The sequence below is a fragment of the Pseudovibrio sp. Ad26 genome (assembly GCF_001623285.1).
GTDB lineage: Bacteria > Pseudomonadota > Alphaproteobacteria > Rhizobiales > Stappiaceae > Pseudovibrio > Pseudovibrio ascidiaceicola.
Genome location: NZ_LMCE01000158.1, coordinates 34,813 through 61,562, shown reverse-complemented (window position 1 = coordinate 61,562; position 26,750 = coordinate 34,813). Strand labels below are relative to the sequence as shown.

29 protein-coding genes are annotated in these 26,750 nt (G+C 52.7%); 20 read left to right on the top strand and 9 right to left on the bottom strand.

Going from position 1 to position 26,750, the window contains the following annotated elements; translation table 11 throughout:
* Positions 1-951 precede the first annotated feature (951 nt).
* Positions 952-1,326, top strand: a complete 375-nt coding sequence (locus PsAD26_RS28165) for an MmcQ/YjbR family DNA-binding protein (RefSeq protein WP_063313045.1) — start codon at positions 952-954, stop codon at positions 1,324-1,326.
* 558 nt (positions 1,327-1,884) lie between these two features.
* Complete coding sequence (locus PsAD26_RS28160; RefSeq protein ID WP_063313044.1) at positions 1,885-2,406, top strand: hypothetical protein; 522 nt, start codon at positions 1,885-1,887, stop codon at positions 2,404-2,406.
* A gap of 369 nt (positions 2,407-2,775) precedes the next feature.
* On the opposite strand, the gene PsAD26_RS28155 is transcribed toward PsAD26_RS28160, so the two are convergent.
* Together PsAD26_RS28155 and PsAD26_RS28150 are read right to left on the bottom strand one after the other, a co-directional pair.
* On the bottom strand, positions 2,776-3,009 hold the full coding sequence (locus PsAD26_RS28155) for a methyltransferase domain-containing protein (protein ID WP_063313043.1): 234 nt from the start codon (positions 3,007-3,009) through the stop codon (positions 2,776-2,778).
* 204 nt (positions 3,010-3,213) lie between these two features.
* Positions 3,214-4,638, bottom strand: coding sequence for an RES domain-containing protein (locus PsAD26_RS28150; protein ID WP_153041601.1), 1,425 nt, complete (start codon positions 4,636-4,638; stop codon positions 3,214-3,216).
* Positions 4,639-5,088: 450 nt separating this feature from the next.
* Between PsAD26_RS28150 and PsAD26_RS28145 the strand changes: the two genes are divergently transcribed.
* From PsAD26_RS28145 to PsAD26_RS28135, 3 genes are read left to right on the top strand one after another with little or no spacing between them, the layout of a single operon-like run.
* Complete coding sequence (locus PsAD26_RS28145) at positions 5,089-5,820, top strand: ABC transporter ATP-binding protein (protein ID WP_063313050.1); 732 nt, start codon at positions 5,089-5,091, stop codon at positions 5,818-5,820.
* The gene (locus tag PsAD26_RS28140; protein WP_063313041.1) at positions 5,817-6,434 is read left to right on the top strand and encodes an energy-coupling factor transporter transmembrane protein EcfT; all 618 of its coding nucleotides are present in this window, start codon (positions 5,817-5,819) and stop codon (positions 6,432-6,434) included. Before PsAD26_RS28145 ends, PsAD26_RS28140 begins: the two co-directional genes overlap by 4 nt.
* A 5-nt stretch (positions 6,435-6,439) precedes the next feature.
* Positions 6,440-7,006, top strand: coding sequence for a biotin transporter BioY (locus PsAD26_RS28135; protein ID WP_063313040.1), 567 nt, complete (start codon positions 6,440-6,442; stop codon positions 7,004-7,006).
* Positions 7,007-7,105: 99 nt separating this feature from the next.
* Here the strand turns inward: PsAD26_RS28135 and PsAD26_RS28130 are convergent, their stop codons facing one another.
* Together PsAD26_RS28130 and PsAD26_RS28125 are read right to left on the bottom strand one after the other, a co-directional pair.
* A complete protein-coding gene (locus tag PsAD26_RS28130) occupies positions 7,106-8,314 on the bottom strand; it encodes an ROK family protein (protein WP_063313039.1) in 1,209 nt (402 codons plus the stop codon).
* A gap of 200 nt (positions 8,315-8,514) precedes the next feature.
* Positions 8,515-9,735: an MFS transporter gene (locus PsAD26_RS28125; protein WP_275507212.1), complete on the bottom strand. Its 1,221-nt coding sequence runs from the start codon at positions 9,733-9,735 to the stop codon at positions 8,515-8,517.
* Between the two features lie 147 nt (positions 9,736-9,882).
* Here PsAD26_RS28125 and PsAD26_RS28120 point away from each other — a divergent pair, with 147 nt between their 5' ends.
* The 5 genes from PsAD26_RS28120 (at position 9,883) to PsAD26_RS28100 (ending at position 13,684) form a co-directional block, all read left to right on the top strand.
* Positions 9,883-11,151 carry an SLC13 family permease gene (locus PsAD26_RS28120; protein ID WP_063313037.1) on the top strand — a complete coding sequence of 423 codons (1,269 nt, stop codon included), beginning with the start codon at positions 9,883-9,885 and terminating at the stop codon, positions 11,149-11,151.
* 89 nt (positions 11,152-11,240) lie between these two features.
* A complete protein-coding gene (locus PsAD26_RS28115; RefSeq protein ID WP_063313036.1) occupies positions 11,241-11,831 on the top strand; it encodes a hypothetical protein in 591 nt (196 codons plus the stop codon).
* 97 nt (positions 11,832-11,928) lie between these two features.
* Positions 11,929-12,456: an adenylate kinase gene (locus PsAD26_RS28110; protein ID WP_244278352.1), complete on the top strand. Its 528-nt coding sequence runs from the start codon at positions 11,929-11,931 to the stop codon at positions 12,454-12,456.
* Positions 12,457-12,604: 148 nt separating this feature from the next.
* Positions 12,605-13,201 (top strand): hypothetical protein, encoded by a 597-nt coding sequence (locus PsAD26_RS28105; RefSeq protein WP_063313035.1) that lies wholly within the window; start codon positions 12,605-12,607, stop codon positions 13,199-13,201.
* A 69-nt stretch (positions 13,202-13,270) separates the two neighbouring features.
* The gene (locus PsAD26_RS28100; RefSeq protein WP_063313034.1) at positions 13,271-13,684 is read left to right on the top strand and encodes a hypothetical protein; all 414 of its coding nucleotides are present in this window, start codon (positions 13,271-13,273) and stop codon (positions 13,682-13,684) included.
* A gap of 75 nt (positions 13,685-13,759) precedes the next feature.
* On the opposite strand, the gene hppD is transcribed toward PsAD26_RS28100, so the two are convergent.
* Positions 13,760-14,872, bottom strand: coding sequence for a 4-hydroxyphenylpyruvate dioxygenase (gene hppD / locus PsAD26_RS28095; RefSeq protein WP_063313033.1), 1,113 nt, complete (start codon positions 14,870-14,872; stop codon positions 13,760-13,762).
* A gap of 135 nt (positions 14,873-15,007) precedes the next feature.
* On the opposite strand from hppD, the gene PsAD26_RS28090 reads away from it, so the two are divergent.
* The 5 genes from PsAD26_RS28090 to PsAD26_RS28070 all read left to right on the top strand — a co-directional run bounded on the left by PsAD26_RS28090 (position 15,008) and on the right by PsAD26_RS28070 (position 19,304).
* Positions 15,008-15,475, top strand: a complete 468-nt coding sequence (locus PsAD26_RS28090; protein ID WP_008551672.1) for an Lrp/AsnC family transcriptional regulator — start codon at positions 15,008-15,010, stop codon at positions 15,473-15,475.
* 134 nt (positions 15,476-15,609) lie between these two features.
* The gene (locus PsAD26_RS28085) at positions 15,610-16,389 is read left to right on the top strand and encodes a tellurite resistance TerB family protein (RefSeq protein ID WP_063313032.1); all 780 of its coding nucleotides are present in this window, start codon (positions 15,610-15,612) and stop codon (positions 16,387-16,389) included.
* A gap of 85 nt (positions 16,390-16,474) precedes the next feature.
* A complete protein-coding gene (locus tag PsAD26_RS28080) occupies positions 16,475-16,942 on the top strand; it encodes a DUF1203 domain-containing protein (RefSeq protein WP_063313031.1) in 468 nt (155 codons plus the stop codon).
* An 83-nt stretch (positions 16,943-17,025) separates the two neighbouring features.
* Positions 17,026-18,636, top strand: coding sequence for a GMC family oxidoreductase N-terminal domain-containing protein (locus PsAD26_RS28075; RefSeq protein WP_063303926.1), 1,611 nt, complete (start codon positions 17,026-17,028; stop codon positions 18,634-18,636).
* Positions 18,637-18,665: 29 nt separating this feature from the next.
* Entirely contained in the window at positions 18,666-19,304 is a 639-nt protein-coding gene (locus PsAD26_RS28070; protein ID WP_063313030.1) for a VOC family protein, read from the top strand.
* A gap of 128 nt (positions 19,305-19,432) precedes the next feature.
* On the opposite strand, the gene PsAD26_RS28065 is transcribed toward PsAD26_RS28070, so the two are convergent.
* A complete protein-coding gene (locus tag PsAD26_RS28065; protein ID WP_084403861.1) occupies positions 19,433-20,119 on the bottom strand; it encodes a YafY family protein in 687 nt (228 codons plus the stop codon).
* A 144-nt stretch (positions 20,120-20,263) separates the two neighbouring features.
* Between PsAD26_RS28065 and PsAD26_RS28060 the strand changes: the two genes are divergently transcribed.
* Positions 20,264-20,752 (top strand): RidA family protein, encoded by a 489-nt coding sequence (locus PsAD26_RS28060; protein WP_063313048.1) that lies wholly within the window; start codon positions 20,264-20,266, stop codon positions 20,750-20,752.
* Between the two features lie 170 nt (positions 20,753-20,922).
* Here the strand turns inward: PsAD26_RS28060 and PsAD26_RS28055 are convergent, their stop codons facing one another.
* Genes PsAD26_RS28055 through PsAD26_RS28045 form a run of 3 tightly spaced genes read right to left on the bottom strand, consistent with a single transcriptional unit; the run spans position 20,923 to position 22,104 of the window.
* On the bottom strand, positions 20,923-21,324 hold the full coding sequence (locus PsAD26_RS28055) for a GFA family protein (RefSeq protein ID WP_063313028.1): 402 nt from the start codon (positions 21,322-21,324) through the stop codon (positions 20,923-20,925).
* The gene (locus tag PsAD26_RS28050) at positions 21,321-21,785 is read right to left on the bottom strand and encodes an SRPBCC domain-containing protein (protein ID WP_063313027.1); all 465 of its coding nucleotides are present in this window, start codon (positions 21,783-21,785) and stop codon (positions 21,321-21,323) included. Before PsAD26_RS28050 ends, PsAD26_RS28055 begins: the two co-directional genes overlap by 4 nt.
* On the bottom strand, positions 21,778-22,104 hold the full coding sequence (locus PsAD26_RS28045; RefSeq protein WP_063313026.1) for a metalloregulator ArsR/SmtB family transcription factor: 327 nt from the start codon (positions 22,102-22,104) through the stop codon (positions 21,778-21,780). The genes PsAD26_RS28050 and PsAD26_RS28045 overlap by 8 nt, the downstream gene beginning before the upstream one ends.
* Before the next feature lie 176 nt (positions 22,105-22,280).
* Here PsAD26_RS28045 and modA point away from each other — a divergent pair, with 176 nt between their 5' ends.
* The 4 genes from modA (at position 22,281) to PsAD26_RS28025 (ending at position 26,750) form a co-directional block, all read left to right on the top strand.
* Complete coding sequence (gene modA / locus PsAD26_RS28040; protein ID WP_063313025.1) at positions 22,281-23,066, top strand: molybdate ABC transporter substrate-binding protein; 786 nt, start codon at positions 22,281-22,283, stop codon at positions 23,064-23,066.
* Positions 23,063-23,767: a molybdate ABC transporter permease subunit gene (gene modB / locus PsAD26_RS28035; protein ID WP_063308292.1), complete on the top strand. Its 705-nt coding sequence runs from the start codon at positions 23,063-23,065 to the stop codon at positions 23,765-23,767. The genes modA and modB overlap by 4 nt, the downstream gene beginning before the upstream one ends.
* Entirely contained in the window at positions 23,760-24,827 is a 1,068-nt protein-coding gene (modC, locus tag PsAD26_RS28030) for a molybdenum ABC transporter ATP-binding protein (RefSeq protein WP_063313024.1), read from the top strand. The genes modB and modC overlap by 8 nt, the downstream gene beginning before the upstream one ends.
* 93 nt (positions 24,828-24,920) lie before the next feature.
* Entirely contained in the window at positions 24,921-26,750 is a 1,830-nt protein-coding gene (locus PsAD26_RS28025) for an ATP-binding protein (protein WP_063303916.1), read from the top strand.

The following is a 26,750-nucleotide window of genomic DNA, read 5'->3' as shown; positions in this document are numbered from 1 at the left end:
TCGTCTTAAGACGCGGGAGAGTAGGGCGCCGCCGGGCATGAATAAAGCACACCGACTAAATCTTCAAAATAACAAAGAACATAAACCAACTCAAAAGCCCCCGATGCATAACGCACGGGGGCTTTTTGCGTTTTGGAATTAAGCCGTTCTGAATATGCGCACTGAAAACACTGCGAGCAAAGCTCCAAACCGCCCAGAACCAAAGCACTCCCTTATCCCTGAATAAACATCCGCCAGTTGGCCTCAATGAAACCACAGCAACGGCTTCAAGGGATTGAAACGGATTGCCTTGCGGTGCCTCGCAGTACTGAGTACGGGGATATGTTTTTCTGGAGCGGGAATAGATGTTGGCAGATGGGGAATAAGTTTGCTGCTGAACCTTGCTCTTAGTTGCTTCTTTGGACTGACTAGGTGCGAGGTCTTTTGTAGCCTTGCTTCGCCGTTTGGCCTGCTGGTTTTACATAGCAACGTGACATTGCGGGCTTGAACGTAAAAAAACGCAGAGCGTCTCAAATCTGGCGTTGTGGCGTTTTTAGGCTGCTGAAGGTGGTTTTTGTTGGTTTGGCTTTTGGGCTCACGGCTGTAACACTGACCGGTCAACTATCGCGCACTTTATATGCATCTGGTCTTTCTCTAGTGTTTGTACTAAGAGTGCTTCGCTATGTCTACTGCGCTTGCGAAGGTCATGCCGAGGACAGATCTGCGTCAGGATGGATCGGCGGGATTGAGCCCGTAACCGCACGACGCTATGGGCTGCCTGCAATCGGGACAGAGCTAATCTACGCTTACTTCAGGCGAATAGGAATGAGTGTGTATGACGGGTACTCCTTATCACTAGGCAATTCTGACAGTTGGTTTAGGAGTTGCTGAGTTTCATATTGATTGTGTTATCTTCGTTGCAATTATTGGCTATGTTTGATGCCTTTTATTGATTGCGAGGGAGAGATTACGTTGACGCGGGATGAGTTTGATAATTATTGCAAGTCTTTGGTTGGGACGAGCAATGTCATTCAGTGGGGAAATGCTTCGGTTTGGAAGGTTGGGGGGAAGATCTTTGCGATCTGTTCTAACTGGGGAGAGGACCGGCCGGAGATGAAAGGGATCAAGATCAGTTTTAAATGTTCGGAGCTTTCCTATCAGATCCTGACTGAACAAGAGGGCATTATTCCAGCGCCTTATCTGGCTCGGGCGAAGTGGGTTCAGATTGAGACTGCGCAGGCGATGGCTGATGAAGATATCAAGGATTATGTTCTTGAGGCGCATAGCATTATTGCGAAGAAACTGACCAAGAAACTGCAGAAAGAGATTGGGTTTGTTGCAGCTTGAAGGTGCCTGATCGCGTGGAGTGATGAATGGCTGTTCGTGCTGATTTTAAGGTTTGCGTTCTTTTGTGCTGGTTTGCGTTCTTTGCGTGAAATGTGCGTTGCTCGTGGTTCTTATTGAGTGGTTTTGTGTCTGGCTTTTGCACCGCGCGCATTAATTTTGAACGGGGGAGGCTCTATCATCGAACCATCCTGCGGGCATATATTTCACCCGTGGAATTCTCATTATTTTTTATGCCCGCTTTCCAGATGTTACGCTGGCATCTGCAAATAAAAGTTATCCCCCTCTGAGGTTCTTTCTTTACTCATAAGCTTGTCTTTGCAGAGTGCCGCGTTCATTCGTGCTCGGTGCTCGGTGCTCGGTGCTCGGTGCTCGGTGCTCGGTGCTCGGTGCTGAATACACGAAGCATCACATGCCATGCTCTGGAGCGTTGTGTTTATCGAATTTTTGGCATTTGATAGAAACCAATCAAATGGAGCACGCTTAAGAGTGAGACACTCCCTATCTACCCGAAACTTGAGATTGCTTTCGCTAGCTTGTGTTTCGTGCCAATAAGACGCTATGGATCTGAACCAACTTGATGATCGGCTGAAAGCTGACTGCGAGAAGTGCGCTGCCTTGTGCTGTGTGGCGCTTGCCTTTGATAAGTCGAGTGTTTTCCCGTTTGATAAAGCTGCTGGTGAGCCTTGCCGAAATCTTGAGAGCTGTGGGACCTGCAAGATCCATTCTGATCTGGCGACGACCGGGTACAAGGGCTGTGTTCAGTTTCACTGTCATGGAGCTGGGCCGATTGTCACGCAGGATCTGTTTTCCGGTAATACGTGGCAGACACAGCCGCATTTGCTGCGGCCTATGATGGAGGCCTTCTGGGTGTTCTTACGGCTTCAGGAGCAGGTGTTGTTGCTGAGGCATGCAGCCAACTTGCCTTTGCCAGATGCTAAGCAAAAAGAGCTGCATGCATTTTTGGATGAGCTGTGCCCTGAGAACGGCTGGAGCTGGGATGCCTTTGAGGGGCTGGACCATGCCAAGGTGTCTGCGGAGGTGAAAACGTGGCTGATCTCCCTGCGGGATGTGCTGACCTAGCTTTTAGATTATGCGATTTCGGGCTTGGTGGCTTTGACCATCAGGACGAAAGCAGAGAGATCTTTCTAACGGTGGAAGCGTGGCACCTGTTGGATCGCATCCTCTGTTGGTTCGGGGCCCAGAATCTCTTTGATTTGAAGACCTGCCTTGATGATGGGATTTAGATAATCGCTCAAGCTGCAAGGGAAACTGGGTACGCTGAAGCGCTGGATTTCTGACTGGTGTCCACGCCGGGCGAACTTCCATTGATCTGCGACGTGTCTTTGGTCTAAGCACTTGGAGACAACCAGATCTGTCGCCTCTCTTCCCTCGTCTTTTCGCCAGGAAAGCCAGTGTTGGAGCTGAAGGAGCTGGTTGCGTAGGTAATATCTAATGGGACTTTTGCTCCTCGGTAATTGTATGGGCGACCATGTTCTTTGAAAGATCAGCACCAGACATGCGAGCACCCGCTCTTGCCAGTTTGCGGGTGTTGTTGCCTTCTCTGCAGCCGAGATCAATAATGCGCTTGCCGCTGACATTGCTCAGAGAGGCATCAAATGCTGTGGCAGATGAAGCAAGTAACATACTCAGCAGAGCAAATTTACACTCAATCGGCAATTTCATAGCAATCAAGTATCATACTCGATGGGGCATCAAAGGCATATCAAATTGTAAGGTATGATTTTTCGGAGCCATTGCCGATATCTCTGCCCGCCCTGAATACTGCAGACGCATTTGACTGCTCGCAGCCCGAAGCGAACCTCAACTTGTTCCAGTCAGCCAACAATGAGCCGCTCGATATTGATATCGAAACTGTCATTTGCGTAATTACCCATGACACAGCTTTGAAATTTCATCGATTGACCGCACAGTTATGCTCAAGCGGTTTTCAGTCGCCTTAAACCGACCTCCCCAATCTCTATATGGGGTATTGTAGGTGCATATAACGGATCTTGTTGGTCCGGTCAGATCTTTGCCAAACTCGTCTTGTAACTGTCTCTCAACGCGGTCAAGTTTAAGAGAATGATCTGTTGCTAAAAGGTATCTTGCGTTCTTAGCGACATCTTTGCGGATATCCAAGTCGCAAACTTCAAGCAGATCGTGAAATGCGGACAATGATTGGTCATCAAACTCTATGAATACATAGTCATCCGTAACGATTGATCCATCATAATCTGCCACATCAACGTTTAGCACATAGAGGAAAGACCTTTTCCCCGCATCATTAGGAAGTGAGTCCAGTGCTTTTTCGACACGTCGGTCATAGGAAAGATGACTGAATGGGTTTCGCATTGTATCTCGGAAGAAAGGAGATTCTCCACCTTTCGAAATGTAATCGTCGCCATAAGTCCAAGAGATCTTACTTCCAGACAACTCACCGCGTCCAACGACTGTGCAATCGTACATTCCGTATCCGAGGTCTTTGTCAACTCTGACCAATTGCACAGAAGTTATTTCCAAACGCTCCATTACGAGCTCAGGACGAATGGCAACGTTCCAACCGCCAAAATTTGCAACGCTGGGATAAAGGATCTGCTCAAACATACCAGTTTCCAACATAAGAGAGCTGTACAAAGCAGTTGCGCGATATCCCTCATGGTTTGAAACAATCTTTCGAAACTGGTCAGCAATAAACGCATCAAATACAATTTGTCTGGTAGCTTCTTCAGGTGCTGTTTTCTCGATTAGCTCCCTCGCTGTCTTGGCTTGGTTATCGTGTAGAGCTGTTAGCAGATGTGGCGGTGCGTTATGCCGCCGATAGTAATCCAGCCAGCCAACAATCACGGTATCGAGAGTTACGTCTTGTTTGGGCGACATCTCTAGTACTTGGTACAGCTCTCCTTCCTTCGCACGACTTTCCAAAAGCGCTGTTTCGATATTCAGAGCCGCATAGTAAGCCGAGTTTTCTTTGGTGTTGCATCGACCATATTCAGAGTGAGGAGGGTCCTTCGCAACAAGCCCAGAAATATCTGTTTCAAGCTTGCCATTTTTCGCATGTCGTAATCGAAAGCTCCGCGCGTTCAACTTCCATGTATTGAACAAGCTCCCATTCATCATATGCGTGAGGTGCGTTTCTATTTGAGGGTCTGATAGATCTAAAGATAAATGTCCCCTCAGAAGACCAATCGCGTTTAACATCCGAGCGAGCCAAAACTTTAGTTGATCATACAGATCAGCTGTTTGCTGGCGCTTGACCAAATCAATTGCGACCAACATTTCATCGAGAGTATATGGAGCGTGTTTATTATTCATCTGCGGTATCGCGGCTTTACGAATGTGCTGAGCTTTAAACAAGAATCAAATATAAATTATTGTAGCATGCTGTCTTGAAGCGCTGTGTCCCAAAAATGTCTTCAAGAAACGCTGTGAACCGAAGACACTTGTTTTGGTTGAGAGCTTATTCCTCTCCCTCAAATGCAGGAGATGGAGAAAGATCCCGGTAGACATCCAGACCGGCATCTACGTCTTTTTTCCATTGATCGGCGTTTTGGTCTCAATGGTTGGCAACAAGGGCATTGGTGAATTGTTCTGCTGACATGGCAAGACTTCTCAGCTGGTGATTTGCTGAAAAGGTTGCGGACATGACACATCGGAAAAGGCTTGCCGAACAGTGATGGTCAGCCCTAATTCCTTAGATTTCCGTGGTGTTGGCATGCTGCATTGTGTATAGGAATGCAACTCCTTTGGCAGGCGATGAGCAGCGTGAACGACACTTCAAAAACAATCATTTTTGACCATGTTTCCATTGAGCGGAGCGGTTCGACGATCATTTCTGATCTGAGTGTTGTACTGCCGGATCAACGGGTTGGGATTATTGGTCGTAATGGGTCTGGCAAGTCCACACTTGTGCGTAGCCTGAATGGTTTGTTGCCTGTGAGCGCCGGGGCTTTGCGTGTTCATGGTGTTTCTGCTGAGGAAGGTGCGAAGAAACTTGCACGGGTGACGGGGTTTGTGTTCCAGAACCCGGACCATCAGCTGATCTTTCCCACTGCGCTTGAAGAGTTGAGTTTTGGTTTGCGCCAGATTGGTGTCAGCAAGGTGGATGCAAAGGCGCAGAGCCTTGCGTTGATGAGCGACCATGGCATTGCACCGTTGGCTGAGCGTCCGGTTCACGAGCTTTCTGAAGGGCAAAAGCAGCTGATTTGCATTCTGGCCGTGCTTATTATGCAGCCGAAGCTGGTTGTGCTGGATGAGCCGTTTTCCAGTCTGGATATGCGGACGCGGGCAGCCTTGCGGCGGAAACTGGAGAGGCTGGACCAGCAGATCCTTTTTGTCAGCCATGAGCTGGATGCGCTGAGTGACTATGACAAGGTGCTTTGGATTGAAGATGGCAAGCTCAAGCAGTTTGGTGTGCCTGCGGATGTGCTGGCAGCCTATCAGGAGCACGAGCTTTCTGGCGCGGACCTTCATTTTGAAGGGGCTGCACGCGCATGATCTCCCTTTACATGGCAGGTAACAGTTGGGCGCATCGGCTTCCTGCCAGAGTGAAGCTGATCTTTCTGTTTGTGCTGAGCCTGCTGAACATCCCGTTCAACACGCTTTGGTTCTCTGCTGCTTTGCTGGTGTTTGTGGTGGCGCTTTATGCGACGCTTGGCAAGGAGGGTCTGGAGAAAGTGAAGGTGGTTCGCCCGCTGCTCTGGATGATGGGGATCATCTTTTTGGTGCACGTGTTCCTGGGTGATATTGAGCAGGGCATTATTGCTGTGTTGCGTCTATTGGCGATGGTGCTCCTTGCCAATTTTATTAGTATAACAACGCATATGGAGGCCTTGATGGATGCGGTGGAACCGTTGTTCCGGCCTTTGCGTGTGTTTGGCATCTCCCCAAGACGCGTCTCGCTGGCAGTAGCCTTGGTTATCCGGTTTGTTCCGGTGCTGCTGGCGGTTTATGCGTCCCTGCAAGAAGCGTATAAAGCCAGAACAGCCCACGCCAACAGCTGGCGCTTGCTTGCCCCATTTGCGTTACACGCGATTAAAATGACAGATCATGTTGCCGAAGCTTTGACAGCCCGAGGCGGGGCTGACGGCTTTGACCGTGATAAGAAATAGATAGGATGACTATGTCTAGCGATCGTTCTCTTGTTCAGATTGCATTTTATGCGGCGCTGATTGCTGCTCTGGGTTTGGTACCTAAGATTGAGTTGGGTCTTGCTGGTGGAATTCCAATTACTGCACAGTCGCTTGGCGTGATGCTGGCTGGTATGATGCTTGGTCCGGTTCGCGGTGGGCTTGCCGTTGCTTTGCTGCTGTTCCTCGTTGCGCTTGGCCTGCCGTTCCTGGCTGGTGGTCGCGGTGGCATCGGCGTGTTTTATGGCGCGACTGCTGGTTATCTGGCTGGTTACATTGTTGGTGCGATTGTCACTGGTGCGATCATGAAAGCCATGCGCAACATGAACGTCGTGTTTGGCGCGGTTGTTTCCGGCGTGATTGGCGGCATTGTTGTGGTGCATGCGCTCGGCGTGCCGGTGCTGGCCTACAAAGCTGGTATGACGCTCGACAAAGCGATTATGGTTGGCAGTTTACCGTTTCTCCCGGGTGACCTGATCAAGGTTGCTCTTGCTGCTGTTGTTGCGCACACAATTGCGCGCGGTTTGCCTTCTGCAATGCTGTCTCGCAAATAAGAGAGCTACAATGAGTTTTGAGAGAGTTGCTTCCTTTGGGACCGGCTTTTTCGTGCGTACTCTTATCCGAAAACCGGAGCCACTTTTCGGGAGTACGCCTTAATGGATCAGTGCCTCATCCAGATGCTTCAGGGCTTTGATCAATAAGCCCTGAAGGATGAAGTCTTCATCCCATGGCAGGACTTCCAGATTGACGGCATCAAGCAATGGGGTGAGAAGGCTGCTTTCCAGTCCCTTGTTCATGCCATGCTTGAACAGGTCGTAGGCTTGCATGGCTTTGCCGGTGAGGACGATGCGGCTTGGGTCCAGCAAGGAAATAGTGCGGGCGAGGCTGACGCCCAGAGCGAAGCCTGCATCTGTGAAGACCTTTTGCGCCTGCGCGTCACCTATGCGGGCTCTGGCACGCAAGTTCTGAATGTACTCCGGCCCGTAGAACATGGCGGAGGGAGAAGTTTCCTTGGGCAGCTTCTGGGCTTCACGGTAGAGCGCATAGTCGGCGATGTAAGCTTCCAGACAGCCCTTCTTGCCGCATCTGCAGGCTGCTCCATCTGGCGTAAATGGTGAGTGGCCGTATTCAGCGGCGGCTCCGGTTTCACCACGGTAGAGCGCGTTTTTGATGAAGATGCCCATGCCGACGCCGCGGTCGATATACACCACCACAAAGTTGCCGCTGTACTTCTCAGCGTCCTGCCGGTGCAGGGCCTCGGCAATCATGTTGGTGTCGTTGTAAAGCGTGCAGGTGATGCCGAGGGTCTTGGAGAGCTTGGCGGTGAGTTCCACCTGTCGTTCTGCTATGGTGGGTGACCAGATGATTGAGCCATTGCGCTTACCGACGATGCCCTGCGTTGCCACGGTGATTTCCATGACAGTGCGGGCAAGCAGCGGTTCTGTTTTCATGAGCGCTTTGATTTCGCGGGCGAGCAGGGTGATGAATGCCTCTCCACCCATATCTGAGGACTCCACCATGAACTTGGCTTCTGCATGCTGGTGACCTGTGTAGTCCACCAGCGCAAGAGAAACGCGGTCTACTGAGAGTTTAACCGTGACCACATGGGCGACATCATCACGCAGACGCAGATAGGTGCGCGGGCGACCACGGGTGTTGGCATCCGGATTGGGTTGCTCTTCCACCTCTGTGATCAGGCCGCGGTCCTTCAGGTCTGCGGTGATGGAGGTGACGGCGGCAAGAGAGAGGCCTGTTAGCCGGCCAAGGTCGACACGGGCCAGAGTGGTGTGACGCCGCAACGTGGACAACACCACGAACCGGTTTTGGCGACGAACCTGCTCTCTACTGGCTTTTTCGATCATTCGAGTACTGGCCTGCACTGTGTGTTCAAAGCATGTCCGCGTTCATTTGAATTCACGCTTCAGGCTCTGAACATTTGTTTTCTAGCGCGTTCTTTTTGTTTGACGAGATAAGCATAAGTATTTGAGGACCAGTAAATAAAGGGAGTAATCGTATAAATCAGTGTTTTCACCTGAAAGTTGAGGTGACCTATTCGTAAGTCCTAGCTCGTTTGTTGAGGTGCTGTTCCGTCATCTTTATCTGTTTGAGCCGGCAAAGTTTCCGGCATCAGGAACAGGTACATAGTGCCGCCGATGAAGGCCAGAATCGCGAGGGTGATGAAGGCAGGGGAATAGCCGAAGAACTGGACGATTTCTTCTGCCAGCAGGTTGGAAGCGGCGGAGCCGATGCCCACCACAGCGGCGAGCGCGCCTTGCACCAGATTGAAGCGGCCTGTGCCGCGGGTCAGATCTGCTGCAATGAGCAGGATAATCACGCCAAAGATGCCGTTGGCGATGCCATCCAGTGATTGCACGGAGATGAGTGCAACGGGATCTTCCAGCCACATGAACAGCATGCCGCGAATGGGCAGAATGAAGAAGGCGAGCAGGAAGAGCGGCTTGCGGCCCCATATATCGGCTCTGGCAGCGCAGATGATGGACATGATGGTCATCCAGAACTGTGCCACGACGATGCAGGTTGCTGCGAAGGCGACGCCGATGTTGACGTTGGAATTGACTGAGAGTTTTTGCCCGACCAGCGGCAGCATGGCAGCATTGGCGAAATGGAACATGAACACGCAGAGCACCAGTGTGAGCAGGCGTTTGTCTGAAAGGATGGTGCTGACGGTGGACGGTTCATCGCCATCGTTGGGAGTGTGGTGCAAGCCACCTCGTGCCGCGTTGTGGTTGATGGCCGAGCCGCTGACCATGCCGATGCTGATGGCCATGCCGACGGCCATGAGGGCAACAAGCCAGAATACGCCTTCTGCCGAGATCCACAGTGCGAGGCCTGCGCCCAGTATGGCGGCAAACACATTGCCGGAGTGGTTAGCAGCCTGGTTAGCGCCCATTTGCACGGTGAAATGGTCTGGCCCTGATATGCCCAGAGTTATGGCGGCGATGCAGGGGCCGACAAAGGCGACGGCAATGCCCATGAAGATCTGCGCAATGTAAATCACCGCCGGATACTGCGAGAACAGCAGGATCGAGATGGTTGCGAAGCCGATGAGCAAGGCGCAGGAGGCGAGGAGCAGGCGTTTTTTGCGGGTGCTGTCGATGAAGGCACCTGCTGGCGTTTGCAAGGCGACGGTTGTCAGCGAGCCAATGGCGAGGACCATGCCGATGTTGCCGGGGGACCATTGCAGGCCCGTGAGCAGGTAGATTGCAAGATAAGGTCCAATTCCACCCACGACATCGCCGGCGAAGAAGTTCGTCGAAAGCATTGCCTTGTTGAGTTTCATGGAGACCCTGGATTGTTGCGTGATCTGCGTTGAGAATAGGTGAGAGTTCTCTCCAAGCCCCCAAGGATTTTGGTCTATTGTCGAAGTGGCGGTTAAGCTGCTGTCAAACCACGGTGGCTACGGTGGGGCATGTCGGTTTCTCTTGCTGTTTCCGCCCTCATTTTCCTCGGAATTGCCGTGCGCCAGTGGCTTCCGCCCATGGTACGGATCTGGCACATCATGCTGGCGGGCGCGATTGTGCTGTTGGTGCTGGGGGAGATCAGGCCTGTGGCCGCGTTTCATGCGGTGGACTGGCAGCTGATCTTCTATCTGTTTGCCGTGTTCAGCATTGCCTCGTCGCTGTATGACACCGGTCTTTCGCAGGAAATTGCGGATATGCTGCTGAAGCGGGCCAATGCTGGCGTCGTGCTGCTGTGGTTCATTGTGGCCTCAGCGATTTGTGCAGCGGTGTTGACCAATGATGCAGCGGCGGTGATTGGGGTGCCCATTGCTATTATCCTGAGCCGTGCCTTCAGGTGGAAACTGGCGGTGGTTCTGGTGACGCTGTGCGCGGCGGTGACGGTTGGTTCCATGGTCTCACCCGTTGGCAACCCGCAGAACATTCTGGTGGTGAATGCTGCTAATTTTCAGAATATGCTGGCGACGTTCATTGTGTGGGCTCTGGTGCCCGGCGTGATCTGCCTTGTGGCTGTGTTCTTCCGCTTCCACCAGCTGGTGCAGAAGAATGGGTCAGATGAGAGTGCGTTGGTCTCTGAAGACGTAGAAACGCAGGCAGAAGCGGTTGAGGTGAGCCGGCGGCAATGGCCTGCGATGGTTTCTGTTGTGCTTCTGGTGGGCATCATAACAGGCGATAGTTTGGGGCGGACGTACTTTCACCTTGGCCCGCTGCCGTTTGGCTGGGTTGGGCTGTTGTCCTGCCTGCCGATCTATGTGGCAGGAGATGAGCGCCTGCGGGTGTTCAAGGAGGTGGACTGGGCGACGCTGATCTTTTTTGTGGTCATGTTTATCGTCACTGGCTCACTCTACCAATCCGGCTCCCTGCAATATCTTCTTGGCTCCTTGCAAGGAGAGCTGGCAGACCTAACGATAACCGCTGTTGTGAGCTTTTGGGCGAGCCAGCTGTTCTCCAACGTGCCTGTGGTGGAACTTTACCTGAAGCTGCTGGATGGCGGTGGCACCGGCACCTTCATGATGCTCTCCACCATCTCCACCGTGGCCGGAAACCTCTTCATCATCTCTGCAGCCAGCAACGTCATCGTGGTCCAACAAGCCGAGAAGTTCGGCGCCACCCCCTTCACCTTCTGGCAATTCTGCTGGTGGATGCTCCCGATTACGGTGTTCTGCGTGGTGGTGAGCTATGGATGGATTGTGGGGCTGACGTGGTTGGGTGTGGGGTGAGTTTTGGGCTTTGGTTGGGTGGCATCCTTCCAAGAAATTTGTTTATTATCTCTCCATACTTAGTGTTTTTATAGTGCTTGGGGGCGAACATGTTGAGATTGTCAGGTTTACTAGTAATTGCTGGAATTAATGCTGCTGCTGCCTGCCCGCAGCAACTGCCTGAAAGTGGACTGCGGTTGACACGAACAGCCGATGGTTATTCTGCAGTTTATAAGAAAACGTCTGCAGGGCTTGTTGAAGAGCGTGTGATGACCCGAGACGGGAAGCAAGAGAAGGTCACCACGATCTACCTTCATCCGCTGGTCACCGGTCAACGGATCAGTTCTAAGGGAACACTCTCTCTGGAATACTCTAAGTCCCTGTCAAATGTGGACTCCGTAAAACAATCCGGCCAGTGGTTCTCTGATTTTGTCTTGAAATACAATGCAAACGAAGTTGACCGTGGTGTAGCCAGATTATCTTATCTGGATGAGGGGCAAGTTGAGGTTGGTAAGTGCAGCTATGATGTTTGGCGTATTGAATCTCGCCTTGAGTTGGAAGGACGGGCAGCGCCAACCACCTTTGATAGATACTATTCCCCAAAGCTAGGTCTGGTGCTCAGAGCAATTAAGCTGACACCGGATCGCGAAACTATTAATGGTGTTGTCTTTGATAATATTGAGGTTGTTGAGCCCAATTAGCCTGGCATTTAATGGTTGGTTTGAGTGTTGAACATGATGATTTAGTTGATATGAAACGTACCCGAATTCAGGACCTCGTATTTTTAGCAATTGCTTGATGACAGAGACTCGGGAGCGAAAAGTGCAGCGGGTGATGGTTGTTGGATGTCCGGGGGCGGGGAAGTCTACGGTGGCTAAGAGGTTGGCTGCTGTTACGGGATTGCCGCTTGTGCATCTGGATTTTCATTACTGGCAGTCCGGATGGGTTCGGACTGAGAAGACTGCTTGGGCAGATAAGGTGGAGACCTTCGCTGCTCAGCCGTGTTGGATCATTGATGGAAACTATGGTGGCACCTTGGAGAAACGCATCTCCCGTGCTGATACGGTGATCCACCTCGACTTCCCGACCCGCATTTGCCTGTATCGTGTGTTCCGGCGGATGTTGGCTGGTTTGGGACAGAGACGAGAGGCTGAGTTCGTTGAAGGCTGCGAAGAGCGCTTTGACTGGAAGTTTCTCTGGTTTGTCCTCAACTACAAGCGGACAAACCGGCCACGCGACCTTGAGAAACTATCGTGTTTTGAAGGGCAAATGCTGCGATTTGAGCATCCTAAAGAGCTGGATCGGCTCTGGGGGATGGTTGGTTGAGAAGGGGAGAAAGAGTATTTTAGTTTCTGATCGAATAAGTGTGGGTTTTGAGCTAAGGGCATTTTTCTAAAGCTTCGAACGACTTACGATACTTTAAGCTACTAAATTTTTACATTGCATTTTTACTCTTCGCAGAAAGCATCGAAAGATGACCCATCCCTTAAAGTTAATTGATTATCGCGTAAACGAGCGTGGTGAGGTCTCAGGTGTTTTGTTCGAGAACCCACGGACTAGCGTTCGGCGGAATCTTTATTGGTCTGCTTGTATTGAGTTATCCCGATTCACTTATTTTGGAGAAGACTGGAAAACGATCTTAAGTTTTGACTGGCTGGTATTGCCCTCAGAGAAAACATCCTTTGAGATATCTGACCAGAATATCGATGTCGTGGAGTGCTCATGGTACTTCATTTATCAGCACATCACTGCGAAGTCGGGAACTCTTACGTTGGAACCAGTAGACGAGTATCGCGCTTTTGAGATCTCATTCTCAGTAGTTGTCGACTCCCCCGGATGGGACGATGATCCCTGTCAAGATATTGAAATCGCAGGTACAGTGAAACTCCCTTGTTCCGGGATATCACTCATGCGGAACAGTTTTTTCCCGAAACCCAACTCAGAGATTGAGGCTCGAGAGATGATTGCACCTTTCTTTCCTGAGATTGTCGATTTCACCCTTAAACAGCAGGAAGATGAAGACGGCTGGCCAATCCAAGAGAAAACTAAGTTTCATTTTGTTCCGCAATAAGTGTTTTGCTAATTTCTATCTCTGGATTGAGCGTAAGTTGATGTCGTTGAGGTTCGTGTTTGAGGGACTATGCTTCAGTTGGTTAAAATCCTCGTCAGAAGTGTTCTAGCAATAACTATTGTTTCCGGAATTACATTCTACATTCTTGTAAATCATTCCACAGATGCCATGAACCTTACCTGCAAAGGAAAATGGCTGCAGTCTGGCAAAGGTGAAACTCTGTTTGCTGCCTTTGAATTTTATCGCCCTTGGATTTTGTGGGCTGAAGCAGATGGAAATGTTAGAGTAGAAACGACCCAATTCCCATTATCTTCATACTTTTCTGAAGTAAAAACTATCGGACGAGAACCGCTGCGATTGTTTGAAATTACAGATTCTTATCGAGCAGGGATGATCGGAGGGTATCGTGAAGCTAGCAAAGAAATTGCGATAAACTTCTCAAAAGGTCTTACTTTTACGGGGAACTGTCGAGACGGGATTTGATTATCAATCCTACACAAAAAAGACCGAAAGCGCCCCCGTCGCTTTCGGTCTTTTTTCTAGCAGGTGTACTGCTAGTTATTCGGCTGCGTCGTGTTTTATGACGCCGCGTTGGATTTGGTCTTCTTCTATGCTCTCAAAAAGGGCGCGGAAGTTGCCTTCGCCGAAGCCTTCGTCGCCTTTGCGTTGGATGAATTCGAAGAAGATTGGGCCGATGACGGTTTTGGAGAAGATCTGTAGCAGGATCTTTGTCATGCCACCGCCAATGACGCCTTCGCCATCAATGAGGATGCCGTGTTTGGCCATGCGGTCGAGTGGCTCGGTGTGGCCGTGGACGCGCTCGGCGCTGCGGTCGTAATAGGTCTGTGGTGGGCCGGGCATGAATTTGAGGCCATCATCTGCCAGTTTGTCGGTGGCTTCATAGATGTCGTCGGTGCCCACAGCGATGTGCTGGATGCCTTCGCCTTTGTACTTCTTCAGGTACTCTTCGATCTGGCTGGTGTCGTCCTTGGACTCGTTCAGCGGAATGCGGATTTTGCCACATGGGGATGTGATCGCGCGGCTGACAAGGCCGGTGATGCGGCCATCAATATCAAAGAAGTGGATCTGCTTGAAGTTGAAAAGTTCGCGGTAGAACGTCCACCACTTGTCCATGTTGCCGCGATAGACGTTGTGGGTCAGGTGGTCGAGGTAATAGAAGCTCTTGCCCGTTGGTTTGGGGTCTGCTTCGCCCAGCCAGTCGAACTCTTCTGAGTACGCAGAGCCTTTATCGCCGTATTTGTCGATGAAGTAGAGCAGGGAGCCGCCGATCCCTTTGATTGCGGGTGCATCAAGGGTTTTGTCGGAGCCGGTGTAGGCCTCTGCCCCGCGGTTGATGGCATGCTCAAAGGTCTGCTGTGCATCCACAACGCGCCATGCCATGGACGGGGCGCATGGGCCGTGCTCATCGATGAAGCGGGAGGCGAAGCTGTTTGGCTCAGCGTTAAGGATGTAGTTCACATCGCCCTGACGGTAGAGCGTGATGTTTTTGCTCTTATGCTTTGCGACAGGTGCAAAGCCCATGCGGCGGAAGAGGATGTCCAGCTTTTCCGGCTCTGGGTGGGCAAATTCAACGAACTCGAAGCCGTCGGTGCCAGCAGGGTTTTCTGCTGTAATCTCAGCTGGTCCTGCATCATGCGGAAATGGGCCCATTTGTTCCTCCTCAAACAAGGCATTTGCAATTTGGAACTATTCTGAAATATCTGTGGCGCGACAGGTTTGCATTCTTACGTAAAATCACGCAGTATATGCACAAATTGTGCGTCATATATTGATTTGGTGCGAATGATGATTGAGTTAGACCAGTTTGACCTTAAGTTACTTGCAGCGCTGCAGGAAGACGCCAGCCAGACCAATCAGGAATTGGGGGAGGTGATTCACCTTTCTGCCTCTCAAGTTTCGCGCCGGCGAACACGGTTGGAGCAGGAGCGGGTGATCCGCCGATATAAGGCTGATCTTTCGCCGGAATATCTGGGGCTGGATGTGATGGCGTTTGTTGGGGTGGCGCTGGCCACACACAACAAGGAGAACGCCCGCTTGTTTCGAGATTTGGTGCGTACCATCCCAAGTGTGCAGGAAGCCTACGCCATGACGGGGGACATGGATTACATGCTCAAGATCCGCGTGAAAGATCTGAAGGCCTTGAGCGAGGTGATCAACAATGATCTGCTGCCCCATGAGGCAGTGCAGAACGTGCGCAGCTCCATCGCGATGGATACTCTGCGGGACGACAACCATTTGCCGCTTGGGCAGTAGACAGGTTGCCAAACATTACAATTTTGTCAGGTTGTGTTTTTGCGGGATGGGGCATCTTGAAGTGAAAACTTTGGGTTCCCATCTCCATAGAGATTTGACGGGTAACGTCCAAAAGCAAAGGGATAGGTTTACAGATGTTCGACAGCAAGGCACTTCTTGATCAGTTCTTAGGTTCCAACGGTGGCAATCAGGCCCGTGGTGCTTTGGACAAAGGGCAGTCGTACATCAAAAACAATGCAGGTGGCCTTGCTGGTGGTGCCGTTGCTGGTGGATTAGCCGGATACCTTCTTGGCAGCAAGAAGGGTAAGAAACTTGGCAAAAAGGCCGTGAAATACGGCGGCATGGCGCTGGTTGGTGGCCTTGCGTACAAAGCATTCCAGACATGGCAAGACGGTAAGAACAATGGCGGCGGCGGCGGTGCAGCTGCGCCTCATGGTTCTGCGCAGACGCAGGCTCAGGCAGCGCCCGCAACCGTTGTACCTGTGCCAGAACCGCTTGCCTTGCCGGACCCGACTGGTACAGCGTTTGACCCGGATGCAGGTGCTGGTGATGCCAAAGAGTTTGCTATGGCGCTGATCGTTGCGATGATCCAGGCGGCCAAGGCAGATGGCACTGTGGACGGCGATGAAATGCAGCGCATCTTTGAGAAGCTGGATGAGCTTGGTCTGGGTGCTGAAGAAAAAGCGTTTGTGCTGGATGAAATGCGTGCGCCGCTGGACATTGACCGTGTGGTGGCGTTTGCGACCTGCCCGGAAACCGCTGCTGAGATTTACACTGCATCCCGTCTTGCGATTGACCCGAACCTTCCGGCAGAGCAGGCCTATCTGATGATGCTTGCCGCACGGCTGGAGCTGGATAGCGGTTTGGTTACGGAGCTGGACAAGGCGATTGCGGCGGCTCAAGCGCAAGCCTGAATGCGCTGATATTTGAATTGCTCGCAAATCGGGTGGTTACGGTTTGCGGAAGGCCATAGGTTGCTCCCAACTTGAGGAGTGACCTATGGCTTTTTTTATTTCCGGATTGAAATCCAACGAGTTTGACGCGCTGAACGGCCTGAGCGAAGAGCAACTGGCAGAGCGTAATGTGGTTGTTTATGTGGCTGATGAGAAGCCGGGCTTTCCGTGCCGTGTCACACTGGATGATGCCGAGGTTGGGGAGCGGGTGTTTTTACTGAACTATGCCTACCAGCCCAATGACACGCCCTACAAAGCGTCCCATGCGATTTTTGTACGCGAAAATGCAGCGGATGCAATGCCCTATGAGAATGAGGTTCCGGTGTCGCTGTCCTCCCGGTTGTTGTCACTGCGCGGGTTTGATGCAAACCACATGATGATTGAAGCGGATATCGCGCAAGGGTCTGACATCAAACCGATGCTGGAGGGCTTCTTTGAGAACCCGGATGTCTCTTATATTCAAATGCATTATGCACGGCGCGGGTGCTTTGCAGCAGTGGCACATCGTGGGTGATCTAAACATATCTTACTAGTGCAAACCTCCCGCTCAGTTTCTATCCTAGGCAGCATCGAGACTTAGGGCTTGGGAGGGCCGGCATGCGCGCATTGGGAACCTGGGATTACATCGTGGTTGGGGCTGGCTCAGCGGGCTGTGTTGTTGCAAACCGACTTTCTCAGGACCCGGATGTGAAGGTGCTGCTGCTGGAAGCTGGTGGGAACGATAAACATCCGTGGGTGCATATCCCTGTCGGCTATCTGTACTGCATGGGTAATCCGCGTATGGACTGGGGGTTCCAGACCGAGGCCGAACCGGGGTTGAATGGCCGCAAGCTGAACTATCCGCGCGGCAAACTGCTGGGCGGGTGCTCTTCCATCAACGGCATGCTGTATCTGCGCGGACAGGCGCAGGATTATGACAACTGGCGCCAGCTGGGTCTGACTGGCTGGGGCTGGGATGATGTGCTGCCGTACTTCCTGAAGTCAGAGGACCATTATGCAGGGTCTTCGGAGGTGCATGGGGAAGGCGGGGAATGGCGCGTTGAAGAGCAGCGTTTGTCGTGGCCGATCCTTGACCGTTTCCGTGATGCTTGCGAGGAAGTGGGCATTCCGAAAATTGACGACTTCAACGGCGGTGACAACTTCGGCTCCTCCTATTTTCAGGTGAACCAGCGCAAAGGCGTGCGGTGGAGTACGTCCAAGGGGTTTTTGAAGCCTGCTGAGAACAGGGGAAACCTGAAGGTTCTGACCAATGCACAGGCGACTGCGCTTGTGTTTGGCGGGCGTCGTGCGACTGGCGTTTGCATGATGGTGAACGGTGAGATGACCTCGGCTGCCTGTACAGGAGAGATTATCCTGAGTGCGGGGGCTATTGGATCGCCGCAAATTTTGGAACTGTCCGGTATTGGTTCTGGAGAGCGTTTGACCCAGCATGGCATCGACATGGTGCTGGACCAGCCTCAGGTGGGGGAGAACCTGCAGGACCATCTGCAGATCCGCAGCATCTATAAGGTTCAAAACACTGTTACGCTGAACCAGCGAGCCAACTCGTTGATTGGCAAGGCGAAGATAGCGGCTGAGTATGCGCTGAGCCGGTCTGGTCCAATGTCCATGGCACCCAGTCAGCTTGGGGTGTTTACGCGCTCTGACAGCTCTTATGAAACGCCGAATATCGAGTATCACATTCAGCCGTTGTCGCTGGATAAGTTTGGCGATCCGCTGCACGAGTTTCCGGCGATTACGGCGAGTGTTTGTAATTTACGACCAGAGTCTCGCGGTAGTGTTCATATCGGGTCCGGCAATGCAATTGCACATCCCAAGATCCAGCCGAACTATCTTTCTGCTGAGAGTGATCGCCGCGTGGCGGCAGACAGTTTGCGCCTGACACGGACAATCATGGAAACCAAGGCGATGGCCGAGTTTTCGCCGGAGGAGTACCTACCAGGTGCGCATGTCGTCAGTGATGAAGACCTTGCCATTGCAGCGGGGGACATCGGCACCACCATCTTCCATCCTGTGGGGACGTGTTCCATGGGGGCGGTGGTTGATGAGCGGCTGAAGGTGAAAGGCGTTGAGGGCCTGCGCGTCGTTGATGCTTCCATCATGCCTCGCATCGTCTCCGGCAACACCAATTCTCCGACAATTATGATTGCGGAGAAGGCATCGGATATGATCCGTGAGGACCGGAAAAATGCGGTGGTTGCCTGTTAGAGAGTTCACTGGAATGGAGAGGTCTGGATTTGTTGAAACTTGACCACATAACCGTCATTGCACCAACCTTGAAGGAGGGGGTGTCCCATGTTCGGAGTTGTCTTGATCTGGATATACCGTTTGGGACGCGCCACACCTATATGGGGACGCATAATCACAGGCTCCAGCTTGGGGAGAGTGTTTATCTGGAGATCGTTGCGCTTGATCCGAATGGAGTTAAGCCGAACCGGGCGCGATGGTTTGGCCTTGATGATCAGGAAAAAGTGCGAGCGGACTGGGAGGAAGGCCGACGTCTTCGGGGCTGGGTCGCAAGTTCGGAAGATATCGGCGGAATTTCATCCAAATACACTGGGATCTTTGGTGATGAAGTTTCGCTTCCTTTTGTCGATCCTGAATTTGCATTTTCGATCCCCAAGGATGGTTCCCTGCCGCTAGATGGGGCTTTGCCTTCGCTGATTGACCACCGGGGCGTGCCAACTTCCATGTCGGAAATTCCAGATATGGGTGCACGACTGCAAAGTCTGACAGTAGAGCATTCTGATCCAACTGAGATCGAAAGGCTCTACAACGAATTTGCCTTAGACCGTCCACCGTTGGTCACTGAAGGGCCAAAAGTGCGTTATCGGGCGCAAATCGAGACGTCTACTGGTGTTAAAGAGCTGAGTTAGCAAACAAAGGAGAAGCTGCCGGTGTTTTGGTCACCATTGGTTTTGTGCAGTGGGACACATCAGCACCAAGGTGTGAGGACCAGAAAAATGCGGTGGCAGCTTAGACGTGGTCTGACTGGGCCCTGTGGTTACTCGCATTCTTTTTCGCGCTCGAAGTAATCGCGCAGCAAGCCTACTCGTTTGGGGCGGAAGGATTCCTCCAGGAACTCGACTGACTGGATCCGGTCCAGCCGGAACATGCGGAAATCTTCTCGTAAGCAGCACCAGGAGATCAGGGCCTGTACCTCGCTGAAGAAGTAGATGGTGAGCGGCCAGACTTTGCGTTTTGACAGGCGGTCCTTCAGGTCCAGATAATTCAGAGACACCGCCTGTTCATTCCAAATTGCTTCGCGAAGACCGGGGAAGTCTGCCTCGGATGTGGGCGTGTTGCGCAAGATGTGACTGCCGACTGTCGCATGCCGCAATCGCTGGCGCATACTTTGCGGAAGGCTCGCTTCCAACTTCACCAAAGCATTTTGTGCTGCATAAGTGAATTCTATGTTGCCTAGTTTAGCGACGGTATGCAGGCCAAGAGCCAATGCTTCCACCTCGTCAGCTTCAAAATGCATTGGCGGCAATGAGGGGTCTTCTGTCAGCGTAAAGCCAAAGCCTGCTTCCCCATCAATGATTGCGCCGGAGGACCGAAGGCTTTGAATGTCTCGGTAGATGCTGCGCTGGGAGACTTCCATTTCCAAAGCCAGCCTTGATGCTGTCACCGGCGAAGGCAATCGCCGCAGGACTTGCATCAGACGAATTAGGCGGTCAGAGCGGCTCACGAACAGTCTCCAGTTTCAACATGTCTACGCATGATTGAGTTTAAGTATAACCATGCTGACAAGAATTGTCAGGAGCTCTTTCGTATTTAGGTGCAGCACAGAGCTAACACATCAAGTTCCAGGAAACTGGCCATGGAGACGGGCATGTCGCACCTAAAGAATATTTTTGTAATTGGAGGACTCCTCGCAATGTCTACTAATTTTTCAACCAGCACTTCAGCCGCTGAAACTGCGGATAAACTTAGTATCGTCAATCCCCAGAGCCTTTATGATCCGTCTGCCCATGGCTACAGCGTATCCGTGGTTGCGCCAGCTGGTGCACGGGTTGCTTATGTTTCCGGGCAAGGTGGGGCCGACGACAAAGGCGCTTATTCGCCAGAGTTTTCGGTACAGGTTAAACAGGCTTATGCCAATTTGAAAAAAGTGCTTGATGCGCTTGATGCCACACCAGCTCAAGTTGCCAAGCTCACCGTTTATGTGGTTGACCATGATCCATCGAAGCTTGGCGTGCTGACACAAAATGTCATTGAGATGTTTGGAGAAACGCTGCCAGCACAGACGCTGGTTCCTGTTCCTAAGCTGGCAATTGACCCGATGCTGTTTGAAGTGGAAGCGGTTGTTATTCTTCCATAGTTTTTGCCAGGCTCGCGTTTCCTCTGGGATGCGTGAGCAACTGCGATGAGGCTCTCTGTTTCCTCGCGCTCCACATTCGGTGGTATTTGCCGTTGGGGATAGTGGCTGGCCGGAATGCCGGTGCATCGGTGGTTGACCGACCCGGAGATATAGTGCGGGTCGGGCCGGACTCATTTTGGCGCGGCTTCAAGGTTTTTTATCGGTGGGTCCCAAGGCTGAGCGGCTTCTTCGAAGACGATGACACTGGGGGAGAAGTGGCTTGGGTCGTCCAATGTGGCAGCGTGGATGTAGATGCGGTTCGGGAAGCGCTCTGTGCGGCTGGTGAGTGGGGAACCGCAGGTTGGGCAAAAGCCGGAGTAGGTTGCAGCGCCGTTGTCGCTTATGGCTTTGTGTTCGCGGACTTCCCCTTGAAACTGGATACCTGCGACATCTATTGCGAAGGCGGAGGAGTGGCCGGTTCCGGTGGAACGCTGGCATTTACGGCAGTGGCAGTTGAAGGAAAACTCGATTTCGCCCTTCGCTTCATAGCGGACGGCACCGCAGGCACATCCGCCAGTGAGTTGCTCTGTCATTCTTCCAATCTCCTTAGCCATTCGCCAAAACAGGTGATGCCGCAGCCCCAGCCGTAGGTGAGAGCTTGGGCTGCTTCCCGTGTTGGAAGTTGTTCGTGAAGGATGGTGATGCGGACGCCGCCAGCTTCTTCGGTGAATGTCACGGTTACCAGTGTGTCGCGCCCGTTTGTGAGGTGTTTGTCTTCCTCACTTTCCCACGTGAAGATCAGCGTGTTCGGGTGAGAAATTTCAACATATCGGCCTGAGTGATGAGAGGGCTTGCCAGTGTTTGGTACCATGCGAAAGCGCCAGCGACCGCCGGGGGTAAGGTTTAGCTCCAGAACTTCGGCGGTATAGCCGGGTGGGCCGAACCAACTTGCGATGGCGTGGGGATCTGTCCAGCCTGTGAAGGCGGTTTCCAGATCAGTGGCAAGCCACATGCTTTCATTGACGCTGTAGTTGCTGTCAGCAGTGCTAGCCATCACCGTCCCCCTTTTTACCGAGATAAGCGCTGAAGGAGGCCAGTTTCTGATGCCAGAAAGCTTTGTGCCGCTCTGTCCATTCCAGAATTGGGTCGAGGCCCGTGGTGGTCAACTCACAGTGGTGCTCCCGGCCTTTGACAGTGCGCTTGATCAGCTGAGCTTCTTCGAGAACCTTCAGGTGCTGTGATATTGCGCCCGGTGTCATGTTGTGATTAGTGCTGAGTTGCTTGACGGTTTTATTGCCGTGAAGCAGGTCGTCCAGCATCTGGCGACGGACTGGATTGGCAAGAGCGGCGAATGTGGTATTCAGGTTAATCATGATTTAGTTTTTTCTATACTGTTTAGTTATATCTAAACTATATGTATCTCCTAGGTCAAGACCCCGATTGATTAACTGCTTGACGAAACCCACGTGGGCCTTGATATGAGTCAGTGGTTCGGGTGGGCTAGGTCTTTATAGTTCCAGTCGGACTCGCGAAATGGAGTATTCTGGCTGTGACTGGTTTCTGGCGTTTTCTTTCTGCTGCTGTTGTAAGCTTCGCGCTGATTGTTGGCGGCGGGGCTGCATCGATTGCGCAGGAGCCGGAGCGTATTCTGGTGTTTGCAGCCTCCAGCCTGAAAGATGTGCTGGAAGATGCCGGTGCGCAGTTTGATCAGACCCACAACACCAAGACCGAATTTTCCTTTGGTGGTTCGCAGACCATAACACGCCATGTTGTTGCCGGTGCGCCTGCTGATTTGCTGGTGACAGCGGATGATGAGTGGATGGCGTATGCCGTGAAGAATGGCGTGCTGGTGGAGGGCAGTGTTGTGGAGCTGGCCTCTAACGGGCTTGTGCTGGTTGGCTCTGAAATGCTGGGCGCTGAAGAGGTTGAGCTGAAGCCGGAAGCGTTGCAAGCTGCATTGGCGGATGGGCGTTTGGCTATGGGGGAGCCGGAGACAGTGCCTGCCGGGCGCTATGGCAAAGAGGCGCTGATTAATCTCGGTTTGTGGGAGAGTGTTGCTCAGCGTGTGGCGCCGATGGAGAATGTACGCATTGCTCTGGCCGCTGCTGCACGGGGGGAAGTGCCTTTGGCGCTGGTCTACTCTTCTGACGCGAAAGTGGAGCAAGGTGTGCGGGTGCTTGCGGAAATACCGCAGGCCAGTCATCGTGCTATTGTGATTCCGGGAGCCTTGACCTTAACGCACTCCAAGAGTAGCGGAGAGTTCATGGCGTTTTTGAAGAGTGCTGAGGGGCGCAAGATCTTTCAGGCTCATGGTTTCAAGGTGAGCGGCGATTGAGCTTTTATTTGACGGATGCAGAATGGGCAGCTATCCAGCTGTCGCTGCAGGTTGCGAGCCTTGCAATTGCGATTGCGCTGCCGCCTGCGGTTCTGCTCGGCTATGCTCTCGCGCGCTGGAAGTTTCCCGGTTATACGCTGGTGAATGCCTTGGTGCATTTGCCGATTGTGCTGCCGCCTGTGGTGACAGGTTATGTGCTGCTGGTGCTGTTTGGGCGGCAGGGCATGCTGGGCAGCTTTTTTGCCGATGTATTCGGCATTGTGTTTGCCTTTCGCTGGACGGGGGCAGCGCTGGCGGCTGGGATCATGGCGTTTCCGCTGATCATCCGTCCGGTAAAGCTTTCCTTTGAGCTGTCAGATGGCCAGCTGGAAGAAGCGGCGCATTCGCTGGGCACGTCTCGACTTAAAACCTTTTTGCTGATTACGCTGCCGTTGGCACTGCCGGGTATCCTGAGTGGTGCGATCCTCGGGTTCGCCAAGGCGATGGGTGAATTTGGGGCGACGATCACGTTTGTTTCCAATATTCCCGGAGAGACACGGACGCTGTCACTTGCGCTTTATACCGAGATGCAGAGCCTTTCCGGTGATGCGGGAGCGATCCGTCTGACGGTGATTGCAGTTGTGGTTTCCATCGGTGCTCTGGTGTTCTCCGAGGTAATCTCGCGGCGGCTTTCCCGCAAGTTGGGAGGTCAGCATGATTGAGGTTGATGTTGCCAGCCGGTTGGGTGATTTCTCGCTTTCCGCCAAGTTTGCGGTGAACAGCGGGATAACGGCAATCTTCGGCAAGTCTGGTGCTGGCAAGTCCTCGTTGATCCGCATGATTGCGGGCTTGAGCGCGCCGGATAGTGGACGCATTGCGCTGGGCGAGCGTGTTGTGTTTGATCGGGCAGCTTCCATCAATATGCCAATTCAGCAGCGCGGTGTGGGCATGGTGTTTCAGGATTCCCGCCTGTTTCCGCATATGAATGTGGAACGGAACCTGCTTTACAGCCAGTGGGCGGCGGGGCGGAAATCTGCAGTTGGTCTGGGTGAGATTGCAGAGCTGCTGGGGATCGCTCATTTGCTGAAGCGGCGGCCTTATGGGCTTTCCGGCGGTGAAAAGCAGCGGGTGGCGATTGGGCGGGCGTTGCTTTCCAATCCGCAGCTGCTTGTGCTGGATGAGCCATTGGCGTCGCTGGATGCTTCCCGTAAAGCGGAGATCCTGCCGTATCTTCTTAAGCTGAAGAACGAGTTCGGCATTCCGATGCTGTATGTGAGCCATAGCCTTGGTGAGATTGAGCAGCTGGCGGATACGCTGGTGTTGCTAGACGCTGGCAATGTGGTTGCGCATGGACCGATTGCGCAGATGCTGAGCAATTTGGAACTGCCGCAACTGGCAAGCGGGCCGGATGCCGGCTCACTGCTGTTTGCCACGCTGAACACCTATGATGAGCAGTGGCAGATCACCGAGTTTGGTCTGGAGGGGCAGACGTTGCAGCTTCCGGGGTTGCTCGGCCAGGCGGGGCAGGATGCGCGTGTTCGCATCAAGGCCAAGGATGTTGCTCTTGCGCGTAAAGCGCCAGATGCAGCTTCCATCCGCAATGTACTTTCTGTCGTGATTGAAGGCATTACGGAGACCTCCGGCCCATATGCCGAGGTGGATTGCCGGGTTGGAGAGCAGCATTTGCGGGCGCGACTGACACGCCATTCTGTACACGAGTTGCAGTTGGCTGCCGGACAACAGGTATTTGCTTTGATCAAAAGTGTTGCGCTAGACCAGTGAACGAACACGGGTTACACCGTAAGTGATTAAGCGCATTTGGTGATGCCTTGAGAGGCATTGCGGCTAGCTTCTAAGTTAAATCGGACAAGCGACGTGAACAGGACAAGCAGATCTGAGCGATGGCAGCGGGTCTCCAGTGTTGCACTGGTGACGTTTGCTATATTTGCGCTCGTGGTTGCCTGGGTCGCGATGCAGTTGAGTAGTCAGTTTTATATGGCTGACTTGCAAACGCGTGGGCAGGCGACCTTATCTGTGCAGGCCGCTGGGCTTGAGAAGTATCTCGATAAGTACCGCTTGTTGCCGCCACTGCTGGCGCGGCGCTCTGATATTGTGCAGATCCTTGCCAATAATGAACATGAGCGCGGGCAGAATGTTGCCAAGGTGATTGCAGGTATGTCTGGTGCGCAGGAAGTTTGGTTCCAAAAACCGGATGGCCAGATTGTTGCTTCCAACCTGGTTGATAACGCCAGTATGGCGGAGCAGGGCATGTCCTCTTATGCGGATGCGTTGCAAGCGGCGCGGCAAGGGCGGCTTGGGCGGCAATTGGTGCTATCGCGCAGTGGCGGACCAGCCAGCTATGTGTTTATCGCTCCGGTTCGGCAGGGGGAGCACGACTACGGCTTTATTGCGGTTCGTGTGAGCCTTGAAGGGGTTGAGCAATCCTGGGCGCTTTCAAAGGATCGCCTTGTTGCTGTTGATCAAAACGGTATTGTGGTTGCCACCAACCAATCTAGTTGGCGTGGAGAGCGGTTGTTTGCACAGCGTACAACGCGACGCGGACGGGTGTCCGCTACTCTCAATGGGGTGATTGAGCAGCGTTGGTATGATCTGGATTTCCAGCTTGTGCGATTAAGCCCACCTTTCAACAAACCCAACTTCCAGATGATTGAGCAGGAGCTGCCTGTGCTGAACTGGAAGGTGGTGTTGTTTGCCGATACCTCTCAGGTTCGACAACAGTCCATCTGGGCGGCGCTGGTGGCTTTGCTGCTGTGTGTTGTGAGTGGTGGTCTGTTCTGGATGGCGGGTGAGCGGCGACGCCGGTTGCTCGAGCGTATCCGGCAGGACAAGGTTTATGCGGCGCGGCTGGAAGAGCGCGTGCATGAGCGTACCCGTGAGCTTTCCACCATGAACGCCTTGCTGGCGCAGGAAGTGAAAGAACGTGAGGCTGCAGAAAAAGGCTTGCAACAGGCGCAGGCCAGTCTGGTGCAGTCTGCCAAACTGGCAACACTGGGCGAAATGTCTGCTGCGCTTTCTCACGAATTTAACCAGCCACTGGGCGCGATCCGCACGCACTCAGAAAATGCGCAGGTGTTGATTGAGACGGGTAAGTCAGACCGGGCGTTGAAGAGCCTTGGCAAGATTGTTGCTATGGTGGAGCGCATGGCGGCGATCAGCCAAATCCTGAAAGGGTTCACCCGTAAAGCGGGGCGTGATCTTACTCCGGTGAAGGTTTCTGCCGTTGTTGGCGAGGTGCTGATGCTGACGGGCCCCCGTTGCAAACAGATGGGCGTGCACACTGAGGTGGTGCAGGACGACAAATCCATTGAGGTTCTGGCTGGGCAAGTGCGTCTTGCGCAGGTGCTGATGAACCTGATGAGCAATGCGCTGGATGCCATGAAGGAGCAAGCTGAGCCGTGTATCCGGATTTTGGTTTCTCGCCATGAGCAGCAAGTGATTATCCGCTTTGAGGACAACGGTCCCGGTGTACCAGATGATGTTGTTGCGAGCATTTTCGACCCGTTCTTCACTACAAAGGATGTGGGTGAAGGATTGGGGCTTGGCCTTTCCATTGCCTATAAGATAATCGAGGATCTTGAAGGGCAGCTGCGCTATGAGCAATCTGAGCTTGGTGGTGCATGTTTTGTGATTGTGCTGAAGGATGCCACGGAGACTTCCGGCGATCTTGAGGAAGAAGAAGTTTAG